Annotated in this window: 9 protein-coding genes and 1 pseudogene; 8 read left to right on the forward strand and 2 right to left on the reverse strand. The window is 69.4% G+C overall.

Annotation, left to right across the window (positions count from 1 at the left end):
• Positions 1–183 precede the first annotated feature (183 nt).
• Positions 184–1,734 carry a substrate-binding domain-containing protein gene (locus tag GA0115259_RS16905; protein ID WP_093597358.1) on the reverse strand — a complete coding sequence of 517 codons (1,551 nt, stop codon included), beginning with the start codon at positions 1,732–1,734 and terminating at the stop codon, positions 184–186.
• A 269-nt stretch (positions 1,735–2,003) separates the two neighbouring features.
• Here GA0115259_RS16905 and GA0115259_RS16910 point away from each other — a divergent pair, with 269 nt between their 5' ends.
• The 8 genes and pseudogenes from GA0115259_RS16910 (at position 2,004) to GA0115259_RS42820 (ending at position 9,555) form a co-directional block, all read left to right on the forward strand.
• Entirely contained in the window at positions 2,004–3,092 is a 1,089-nt protein-coding gene (locus GA0115259_RS16910; RefSeq protein WP_093597379.1) for an NADH-quinone oxidoreductase subunit B family protein, read from the forward strand.
• Between the two features lie 94 nt (positions 3,093–3,186).
• The gene (locus GA0115259_RS16915; RefSeq protein ID WP_093597361.1) at positions 3,187–4,971 is read left to right on the forward strand and encodes a nickel-dependent hydrogenase large subunit; all 1,785 of its coding nucleotides are present in this window, start codon (positions 3,187–3,189) and stop codon (positions 4,969–4,971) included.
• A gap of 58 nt (positions 4,972–5,029) precedes the next feature.
• Positions 5,030–5,992, forward strand: a complete 963-nt coding sequence (locus GA0115259_RS16920) for a NifU family protein (RefSeq protein ID WP_093597364.1) — start codon at positions 5,030–5,032, stop codon at positions 5,990–5,992.
• Positions 5,989–6,657 carry a DUF5947 family protein gene (locus tag GA0115259_RS16925; RefSeq protein WP_093597367.1) on the forward strand — a complete coding sequence of 223 codons (669 nt, stop codon included), beginning with the start codon at positions 5,989–5,991 and terminating at the stop codon, positions 6,655–6,657. The genes GA0115259_RS16920 and GA0115259_RS16925 overlap by 4 nt, the downstream gene beginning before the upstream one ends.
• Entirely contained in the window at positions 6,654–7,352 is a 699-nt protein-coding gene (locus GA0115259_RS16930; RefSeq protein ID WP_093597370.1) for a DUF6084 family protein, read from the forward strand. The genes GA0115259_RS16925 and GA0115259_RS16930 overlap by 4 nt, the downstream gene beginning before the upstream one ends.
• Positions 7,349–8,821, forward strand: coding sequence for a hypothetical protein (locus tag GA0115259_RS16935; protein WP_093597373.1), 1,473 nt, complete (start codon positions 7,349–7,351; stop codon positions 8,819–8,821). Before GA0115259_RS16930 ends, GA0115259_RS16935 begins: the two co-directional genes overlap by 4 nt.
• A gap of 1 nt (position 8,822) precedes the next feature.
• Positions 8,823–9,356 (forward strand): annotated as a pseudogene (locus tag GA0115259_RS16940) (hydrogenase maturation protease); the annotation flags it as partial.
• 124 nt (positions 9,357–9,480) lie between these two features.
• Positions 9,481–9,555 (forward strand): DUF6893 family small protein, encoded by a 75-nt coding sequence (locus GA0115259_RS42820; protein ID WP_370748010.1) that lies wholly within the window; start codon positions 9,481–9,483, stop codon positions 9,553–9,555.
• 76 nt (positions 9,556–9,631) lie between these two features.
• Here the strand turns inward: GA0115259_RS42820 and GA0115259_RS40350 are convergent.
• Positions 9,632–9,873: hypothetical protein (locus GA0115259_RS40350; protein WP_202450067.1), on the reverse strand; the 242-nt coding region annotated here is incomplete at its 5' end.

Here is a 9,873-nt window from a genome sequence, read left to right on the forward strand (position 1 = left end):
CAGCGGGCCGAGCCCGACGGCCGCCCGCGCCTCGCCGGAGGCCGCCGACGGCCTTCTCCGCTGGCGAGGGCCGTCGCCGGGCTGTGCTTTCTCGCCTGCGCGGCGGCCGTCGCGTACGGCCTGTATCTGATCGTTCCGCAGTTCCACTGAGCCGTCACCGGCCCGCGGTGTCACTGAGCGGCGTCACTGCGCCGCGTCACCGGCGCAGATGGTCTGTCCCTTCGGTGACGAGCACGGCAGATGGCCATGTGCGCGGACCACGTCCTGACCACTGCCGCGCAGCAGATAGTTGAGAAAGCTGGCCACGAGGGAGTCGGCGGGCGGGTTGCCGTAGGTGTACGCGTACTCGACCTCCCGGAACGGGTAGTCGCCGTCGGCGATGGTGTCCGAGGACGCGGCCTCTCCGTTCAGGCTCAGCGTGTGCAGTCCCTTCGGCAGGGCGCCGGAGCGCAGCTCGGCGTATCCGACGGCTCCGTCCGTGCCGGCGACGGTGGCGAGGACCCGGTCGGTGCTGTCGAGTTCGCAGCGGAAGACCTTGGCGGACGTGTCGTCCTTGCTGCCGCAGTCGGCCGAGGAGTAGGCCGGTTCGTAGACACCGCCGAGCACACGGTCACGGAAGATGTCACGGGTGCCGGAGCCCGATTTCCGGCTGGCGAGAATGATGGGCAGGCCCTTCGGACCGCCCAGTCGCTCGTCGTCCCACTCGCTGATGTCGCCTCGGTAGATGGCACGGACCTGCTCGGTCGTCAGGTCGCGCAGCGTCACCTTGTCGTTGGCGACAAGGGTGTAGACGGAGACCGCGACCGGATTCTCGCTCAGCTCGGGAAAGCGGCCGTCGCCCTTGGGCACGTCGGACAGCGCGATCAGCGCGGGTGTGCCGCCCTTCGCCGCGGCGCCGCGCTCGTCCAGCTCCTGGAGGCCCTCCTCGCTGCTGCGCGCGTCGACGGTGACGGTGGAGCCGGCGCAGTCCCGCATGTACTTGCTCGCCAGGTCCTCGGCGACCGGCTCGAACGCCGTGGAGCCGGTGATGGTCAGCTCGCCCTTCGCGCAGCCCATCGGCGGCCGGACGTCGTCCCGTACGACGATGATCGAGGCCAGCACGACCACACAGGCCGTGAGCAGTACGGTGATCATCCGGGTGGCCCTGCTGAACACGGGCGGAGTGTCGTCGGGCGTCGTGCTGCGGTTCGGATAGACGCCACCGTCCCTGATCCCTCCACTGACCCGGATCGCGTCACCGACCGCTCCGCCGGTGAGCAGGACGAGCAGCTTGAAGTGCTGGCCGTGGTTGAGCGGCACACGTGGCAGATACACGGTGCCGTCGGCGTAGCGCAGCCCGGCCGCCGGTGAGAAGTGGTCCAGCAGATGGTCGGCGCCCAGCGTCGTGGTGACCGCGATGCCCCGGACCGTGCGGCCGGTGAACTCCGCCATCAGACCGTGGAGTTCGCGCCCGGTGTAGTCGGAGTCGGCGATGCTCGTGGAGCCGTCGTTCTCGATCCGCAGCAGGACGAGGGTGGCGTCGGAGAGCTGCGGATTGTCCTGGAAGAGGCCCAGCCGTACGCCGGCCCTGCCGGTGCGCTCCGCGCTGCTCACCGGTGTGTCGAGCTGGACCCGGTATCCGATACGGGTACGGCGCGGCACCCGGCGTTCGTACCAGAGCACACCCAGTGAGGCGATGATGCCCAGGGCCGCGGTGACCACGGCGATGACATTCTCCGCGCTGAGCCATTCCATGGCGGAGCGCCCCCCTCCGAATCCGAAGCCCCGAACCGAACTCGAAGCTCGAACACGCGACCGACGAAGAATTGTCCGGTCACCGTACGGTCGCCCTGGCCGGCGAACCGCCCACTTCGCCGTCCGGTGTGCTGTTGTTCGCCGAAGGTTCACGGGAGTTCGTTCATGGAATCCCAGTTCACGGAAGTTCATAGGACCGTCCCGCACTTACCGAGCCCGCCCGATTCGGTTATCCAGGGAGGGAAGCTCTCACCGACGAGGAGGGCATGATGGATACCGCCGCATCAGTCGCCAAGGATGGCGCGACGTCCGCAGGAGCGAACGCGGAAGAACTTCCCACCGTCCATATCCTCTGGATCAACGCCGGTCTGAGCTGCGACGGAGACTCCGTCTCGCTCACCGCGGCCAGTCAGCCGAGTATCGAGGAAATCGCCCTCGGCGCCCTTCCCGGACTGCCCAAGGTGGCCGTGCACTGGCCTCTGATCGATTTCGAATGCGGGCCCGTCCAGGGCGCGGACAATTTCATCGAATGGTTCTTCAAGGCGGACCGCGGAGAGATCGAGCCATTCGTTCTGGTCGTCGAGGGATCCATTCCGAATGAGGCGGTCAAGAGCGAGGGTTACTGGTGCGGATTCGGGGACGATCCCGAGACCGGCCAGCCCATCACCACGAGTGAGTGGATCGACCGGCTCGCGCCCAAGGCACTGGCCGTCGTGGCGATCGGCACCTGTGCCGCCTACGGCGGTATCCACGCCATGGAGGGCAATCCCACCGGAGCCATGGGCGTGCCCGACTATCTGGGCTGGGACTGGAAGTCGGGAGCGGGCATTCCGATCGTCTGTATCCCCGGCTGCCCGGTGCACCCGGACAACGCCTCGGAGACACTGCTCTATCTGCTCTACCAGGCCGCGGGATCCGCGCCGATGATCCCGCTCGACGAGCAGCTCCGCCCGACCTGGCTGTTCGGCGCGACCGTCCACGAGGGATGCGACCGGGCCGGCTACTACGAGCAGGGCCAGTTCGCCACCGAGTACGGCTCACCGCAGTGTCTGGTGAAGCTGGGCTGCTGGGGTCCCGTGGTCAAGTGCAATGTCCCCAAGCGCGGCTGGATCAACGGGGTCGGCGGCTGTCCCAATGTGGGCGGCATCTGTATCGCCTGCACGATGCCCGGATTCCCGGACAAGTTCATGCCCTTCATGGATGAGCCTCCGGGCGGTCATGTCTCCGCGGCGGCCAGCGGCGCGTACGGCAAGGTCATCCGCCGGCTGCGCGGTGTCACGGCCAGGACCGTCGACAAGGAACCGAAGTGGCGCCGCAAGGGCGAGAAGGTCCTGACCGGCTACCACCCTCCGTGGTGATCCGCCCGGCACCCGAAGCCCGACGCCTGACATCCGATCACCCGACGCCTGAGAGAGCGAGCCCCTCCCCACCGCCCGGAAAGGTGCGCAGCCCATGGTGCCGACGACCAAGCAAGCCGAGGACGGCAGCGGCCTGACGGAGATGTCCTGGGATCCGATCACCCGGATCGTGGGCAGCCTCGGTATCCACACGAAGATCGACTTCCAGCGCAAGCGGGTGGCGGAGTGCTACAGCACCTCCTCCGTCTTCCGCGGCTACAGCGTCTTCATGCGCGGCAAGGACCCGCGTGACGCGCACTTCATCACCAGCCGTATCTGCGGTATCTGCGGCGACAATCACGCGACCTGTTCGGTGTATACGCAGAACATGGCGTACGGCGTGAAGCCTCCGCACCTCGGCGAGTGGATCATGAATCTCGGCGAAGCCGCAGAGTACATGTTCGACCACAACATCTTCCAGGAGAATCTGGTGGGTGTGGACTACTGCGAGAAAATGGTCCGCGAGACCAATCCCGGTGTCCTGGAACTGGCCGAACGCACCGAGGCGCCGCACGCGGGCGACCACGGCTACCGCACCATCGCCGACATCATGCGCTCGCTCAATCCGCTGGAGGGCGAGTTCTACCGTGAGGCGCTGCATGTCAGCCGCTACACACGGGAGATGTTCTGTCTGATGGAGGGCCGCCATGTGCATCCCTCCACGCTCTACCCGGGCGGCGTCGGCACCGTGGCGACCATCCAGCTCTTCACGGACTATCTGACGCGGCTGACGCGGTACGTGGAGTTCATGAAGCGGGTCGTCCCGCTCCACGACGATCTGTTCGACTTCTTCTACGAGGCGCTGCCCGGGTACGAGGAGGTCGGCCGGCGCCGGGTGCTGCTCGGCTGCTGGGGCGCCCTCAACGACCCGGCGCACTGCGACTTCACCTACCGGAACATGTCCGAGTGGGGCCGGCGGATGTTTGTCACACCGGGCGTGATCGTCGACGGCAGACTGGTCACCAACGATCTGGTCGACATCAATCTCGGTATCCGGATCCTGCTCGGCAGTTCGTACTACGACGACTGGGCGGGCCAGGAGACCTTCGTGGACCGCGATCCGCTGGGCAATCCCGTGGACCCGCGCCATCCATGGAACCAGCACACTCTCCCGGCGCCGCAGAAGCGCGACTTCGCGGACAAGTACAGCTGGGTGATGTCCCCGCGCTGGTTCGACGGCACGGACCATCTCGCGCTGGACACCGGCGGCGGGCCGCTCGCCCGGCTGTGGTCCACGGCCCTGTCCGGACTGGTCGACTTCGGCTATGTCCGGGCCACCGGCCACAGCGTCGAGATCAATCTGCCGCGCACCATGACCAAGCCGGAGACCACCTTCGAATGGCGGATCCCCCGGTGGAGCAACGCCCTGGAGCGCAACCGCGCACGGACATACTTCCAGGCGTACGCGGCCGCCTGCGCCCTGCACTTCGCCGAGCAGGCGATGGAGGAGGTCCGCGCCGGCCGCACCCAGACCTGGGAGAGCTTCGAGGTCCCGGACGAGTCCATCGGTGTCGGCTTCACCGAGGCGGTACGCGGAGTGCTCTCCCACCACATGGTGATCAGGGACGGCAAGATCGCCAACTACCATCCGTATCCGCCCACTCCGTGGAACGCCAGCGTGCGCGACTCGTACGGCACGCCGGGACCGTACGAGGACGCGGTGCAGAACACACCGATCTTCGAGGAGAACCCGCCGGACAGCTTCAAGGGCATCGACATCATGCGGACGGTGCGGAGCTTTGATCCCTGTCTGCCGTGCGGCGTGCACATGTACGTCGGCGGCGGCAGGACCGTCCGGGAGACCCATCTGCCCACCGGGCTGAGCGGATTGGGCGGCTGACACCGGTCCTGGTCCTGGTCCTGACCGAGGTCTCCCACCGGAGGAAAGGCACCGTGACATGGCAGCAACGGCCAAGGAGCAGCGGGCCGGTGAACACATCGAAGCCCTCCTCGACGAGCTGGGCAGATCGGTGGGTCCGTCGGGCCGCGATCTCGCGGACGAACTCGTACGGAGCATCGTCGAGTTCTACGGTTCGGGCCTGGCCCGTATCGTCGAGCTGCTGGGCGACCGGCCGGACGGCACCGATCCGCTGGCCCTGCTCGGCGGCGACGAACTCGTCGGCGGGCTGCTGATCCTGCACGATCTGCACCCGGACGACACGCTCACCCGGGTGGAGCGGGCGCTGGAGGAGATCCGTCCGTATCTCGGCTCGCACGCCGGTGATGTGGAGATCGCCGGAATCGGCCCGGAGGCGGACGACGGCGGGACCGAGGGCCGGACCTTGCGACTGCGGCTGCGCGGGAGCTGCGACGGCTGTCCTTCCTCCGCGCAGACCGTGCGCTGGACGATCGAGGAGGCCGTGGCGCGCCACGCGCCCGAGATCGGGTGTGTGGAGGTCGACGGTATGGCGGAGGAGAAGCCGCAGCCGAAGCTCCTCCAGATCATGTCCCGGCCGCCGGACGCGACAGCGGGCGCGACGACGGGCGCTGTCCCTTCGGGCGGGACCGCCACCGGAACCACCACCAGTGAGGCTCCGGCCGAGTGGCATCCGCTGCCGGATCCGCCCGCCGCCGAAGGCGGGACCAGGGTGTGCGAGGTGGCGGGCACGGCGCTGCTGCTGGTCCGGCTGCCCGGCAATCTCTACGCCTACCGCGACCACTGTCCGGTCTGTGCGGGCGGACTGGGCGGCGCGGCGCTGGTGGACGGCGAGCGGCTGCGCTGTCCGGACTGCGCCGAGGAGTACGAGATCCGTGGCGCGGGACGAGGCGCGCGGGGCCGGCTGGAGCCCGTACCTCTGCTGGAGGAGAACGGCTCCGTACGGATCGCCCTGCCGGGCACGCTGCTGACGGCGAAGCCATGAGCACCCCCCTTGCCCGTGTCCCGGGCATACCGCCCGGGCTGCGCGGATTCACCCGTCGGCCACCGCGCGCCGAGGAGCGGTGCGAGCTGTGCGCCGAGCCGCTGGCCGGGGAGCACCGGCATCTCGTGGACATCGGGAAACGCTCGCTGATGTGCGCCTGCGCGGGCTGCTATCTGCTCTTCACCCGGCCGGGCGCAGGCGCGGGCCGCTTCCGGGCGGTGCCCGACCGGTATCTGTCCGACCCGGACTTCACCCTGGACGAGGAGAGCTGGAACCGGCTCCAGATTCCGGTCGGGCTCGCGTTCTTCTTCCGTAACTCGGAGTTGGACCGGCTGGCCGCGTTCTATCCGAGCCCCGCGGGCGCCACGGAGAGCGAGCTGGATCCGGACACCTGGCGGGAGGTCCTCGGCTCCGGCCGGCTGGCGGCCCTGCTCCAGCCCGACACGGAGGCGCTGCTGGTCCGGCGGGAGCGCGGCGCGGACGGAATCGGCGCGGGCGAGTGCTATCTGGTGCCCGTCGACGCCTGTTACGAGCTGGTGGGCCGGATGCGGCTGCACTGGCAGGGATTCGACGGCGGCGCCGAGGCCCGCGCGGATCTGACGGACTTCTTCACCCGGGTCAGGGCGAAGGCCCGGCCACCGACCGGACGGGAGGACGGCCGATGACCGATCTCACGTTCACCTGTGCGGACGTACGGCCGGAACCGTACGGCACGGGCCCGACCCTGCTGTTCCGGCTGCGGATCGAGGCGGACGACCCGGCGGCACGGATCCATGCGGTCGCCCTGCGCTGCCAGCTGCGGATCGAGCCCGTCCAACGGCGGTACACACCGGCCGAGATGGAGATGCTGGGCGATCTCTTCGGTGAGCCGGAGCGCTGGAGCACCACTCTCAAGCCGGTCCAGTTCGCGCATGCCTCGGTGACGGTGCCCGGCTTCACGGGCGCCACCGAGATCGAACTGCCGGTGGTCTGTACGTACGACATGGAGGTGGCCTCGGCCAAGTACTTCCGCGCGCTCGCGGACGGCGAGGTACCGCTGCTCCTGCTGTTCTCGGGCACGGTCTTCTCCGGTGACCGCGGCTTTGTGGCTGAGCCGGTCGCCTGGCACAAGGAGACCGCGTTCCGTATGCCGGTGAAGGTCTGGCAGAACATGATCGAGCAGTACTTCCCCGGCTCCGGCTGGCTGCGCGTGCGCGACGACTGTCTCGACGCGCTGCGCCGGTTCCGTTCGGAGCGCGCCCTGCCGTCCTGGGAGCGGACCTTCGAGGAACTGCTGCGCACGGCCGGTGCCACGGACACCGGTGCCACGGACGCCGGCGGCACGGACGCCGGCGGCACCGCCCGAGGAGGCCGGTCATGACGGCGGGCTTCGAGGAGGCGCGCCGGGTCGCCGACGCCCTGCTGTTCGAGGGATATGTGCTCTATCCCTACCGGGCGTCGGCCCGCAAGAACCAACTGCGCTGGCAGTTCGGTGTACTGGTGCCGCCCTCCTGGGCCGAGGCGCACGGCGAGCACGCGGAGCAGCGTACGGAGTGTCTCCTCGAACCTCGCCGGGCCGACGGTCTCGATGTCGAGCTGCGCTTCCTCCAGGTGCGCCGCCGCACGGTGGAGCGTCGGGTGCCGGGCGGCGACGGCTGGAGCGAGGTGGCACGGCTCGACCTGGCCGACCGGGTGCTGGTCCCCTGGGACGAGGGCGAGGAGGAACGGGTCGAGCACCGGATACCGCTCGGTCAACTCACCGGAGAGGGGCGGACGTTGCGCTTCGACCGTCCGTGCGGTGTGGCGCGCGAGCCGGTCCGCGACCATGGCGGTACGGGACGGACCGTCGGACGGCTGGTACGGCGCAGCCGGGCGCTGGCGGGCGAGATCCGGCTGGCCACCGAGCCGCTGCCGGGCCCGTACGGCGCGCTGCGGCTGACCGCGACCGTACGCAACATGTCGGAGTGGGCGCCGGAAGGACGCGAGAGCGACGATCGCGAAGCGGCCCTGCCGTACAGCCTGATCGGCGCGCATCTGCTGCTGGGGCTGCCCGGAGGGCGGTTCCTGTCGATGACGGACCCGCCGGAGTGGGCCAGGCCCGCCGCGCGGAGCTGCCGGAATGAACACACCTGGCCGGTGCTGGCCGGTGGCGCGGGACGTGATGATGTCCTGCTCTCCTCGCCGATCATCCTGGACGACCACCCCGAGATCGCCGCCGAGAGCCCTGGGCCGCTCTACGACGCCACCGAGATCGACGAGATCCTCTCGCTGCGGACCGCCGCGCTGACCGAACAGGAGAAACGGGAGGCGCGCGGGACGGACGCGCGGGCGGCCGAGGTGATCGATCTGGTGGACGGTATGCCGGCCGAGGTGATGGAACGTCTGCACGGCGCGATCCGCGGTCTGCGCGAAGTCACCGGCGAGCGACCGGCTCCGGCGACTCGCGGTCGGGCAACACGTGCCCCGGGAACACCGGTCGCGCCCCCTGCCGGACTTGAGCTGCCGACCGGTCCGGGACTGCCCTGGTGGGATCCGGCCCAGGATGTGTACGACCGGCCGGGACAGGACACCGTGACGGTCGGCGGGCGGCTGATCGGCGCGGGCAGCAGAGTCGTTCTACGGCCCGGGCTGCGCAGGTCCGACGCCCAGGACATCTTTCTGGCGGGCCATGGCGCGACGGTCGAGGCGGTGCTCCAGGATCTCGACGGCGAGACGCATGTCGCGGTCACCGTCGACGGCGATCCCGGCAGCGACATACGCCGGCAGCAGGGCCGGTTCCTGTACTTCCGACCGGACGAGCTCGATCCCGATCCCGCCTGCGACGAACCGGCCCGGGAAGGAGGCGGCTGACATGGAGCCCGTACCTCTCCCCGAGGCCTCGGACGCCTCGTACGGCTCGTACGGCCCATACGCCTCGTACGGCCGGACCCTGGTCGCCGGGATCGGCAACATCTTCCTCGGTGACGACGGCTTCGGCGTCGAGACACTGCGCCGGCTGAGCGGACACCAACTGCCTCCGGACGTCGACCTGATGGACACGGGCATCCGAGGCGTCCATCTCGCCTACCGGCTTCTCGACGGCTATCGCAGGCTCATCCTTGTCGACACCGTCGACCGCGGCGCTCCGCCGGGCACCGTCCATGTACTCGAAGTCGACCCGGCCGACCCGGGAACGGCCCCAGCAGCGGCCACTGCCATGGCCCGGCTGGACGGACACGCCATGGACCCGGCGTCGGTCCTGCGGCTGGTCCATGAGCTGCGCGCGGGAGCCGGCGGCCAACTTCCCGAGTGGATCGTGGTGGTCGGATGCCAGCCGCTCACCGCCGAGGAGGGCATCGGACTCAGCGCGCCGGTGGCCGCCGCCGTGGGACCCGCGACGGAACTGGTCCTCGATCTGGTAGGAGGAGATGAACGTGATCCACGCGATGCACGAGATACGGGCGAGAAAAGGGATGAACCACGCCAAGGAGCCGGATCTGACCTGGCTGTGGGTCTGCGCCGGCGCGGTCATGGCCGCGGTGGCGTACGAGACGGCGAGGTCCGTCCCGGACCTGCGCCGCTATCTGCGGATCCGCCGGATGTGAGGGCGGCGGGCGGCACGAAGGGCGCGAGCGGTACGAGCGGAGGGGCGGACCGGTGAGCCGGGACCGTGCCCGGCGTTCAGACGGAGCCCGTCCTGCCGGTCGTCGGCGGATGCCCGGACAGCGGGTGCCCGGCCGTCGGCCGTGCCTCACCGCCGACGGGACCGGACCCGGGACCGCTCAGTTGCACATAGCGCTCCAGGAACAGATGGAGCGTGCTGTGCAGTTCGCCCAGCCGGACGAACCAGAGCGACAGACTCATCGAGCCCGCCGGAGTGATCTCGTACTCACGGCGGGCGGGCCCGGAGACGGACGCCCGCC

The organism is Streptomyces sp. MnatMP-M17 (genome assembly GCF_900091995.1).
In the GTDB taxonomy this organism is placed as follows: domain Bacteria; phylum Actinomycetota; class Actinomycetes; order Streptomycetales; family Streptomycetaceae; genus Streptomyces.

What these genes read in the sequence shown, in the direction of transcription:
- GA0115259_RS16905 (WP_093597358.1), bottom strand. Translation starts at nt 1,734, where the DNA reads ATGGAATGGCTCAGCGCGGAGAATGTCATCGCCGTGGTCACCGCGGCC.
- GA0115259_RS16930 (WP_093597370.1), top strand. Translation starts at nt 6,654, where the DNA reads ATGACCGATCTCACGTTCACCTGTGCGGACGTACGGCCGGAACCGTAC.
- GA0115259_RS16925 (WP_093597367.1), top strand. Translation starts at nt 5,989, where the DNA reads ATGAGCACCCCCCTTGCCCGTGTCCCGGGCATACCGCCCGGGCTGCGC.
- GA0115259_RS16915 (WP_093597361.1), top strand. Translation starts at nt 3,187, where the DNA reads ATGGTGCCGACGACCAAGCAAGCCGAGGACGGCAGCGGCCTGACGGAG.
- GA0115259_RS16935 (WP_093597373.1), top strand. Translation starts at nt 7,349, where the DNA reads ATGACGGCGGGCTTCGAGGAGGCGCGCCGGGTCGCCGACGCCCTGCTG.
- GA0115259_RS16910 (WP_093597379.1), top strand. Translation starts at nt 2,004, where the DNA reads ATGGATACCGCCGCATCAGTCGCCAAGGATGGCGCGACGTCCGCAGGA.
- GA0115259_RS16920 (WP_093597364.1), top strand. Translation starts at nt 5,030, where the DNA reads ATGGCAGCAACGGCCAAGGAGCAGCGGGCCGGTGAACACATCGAAGCC.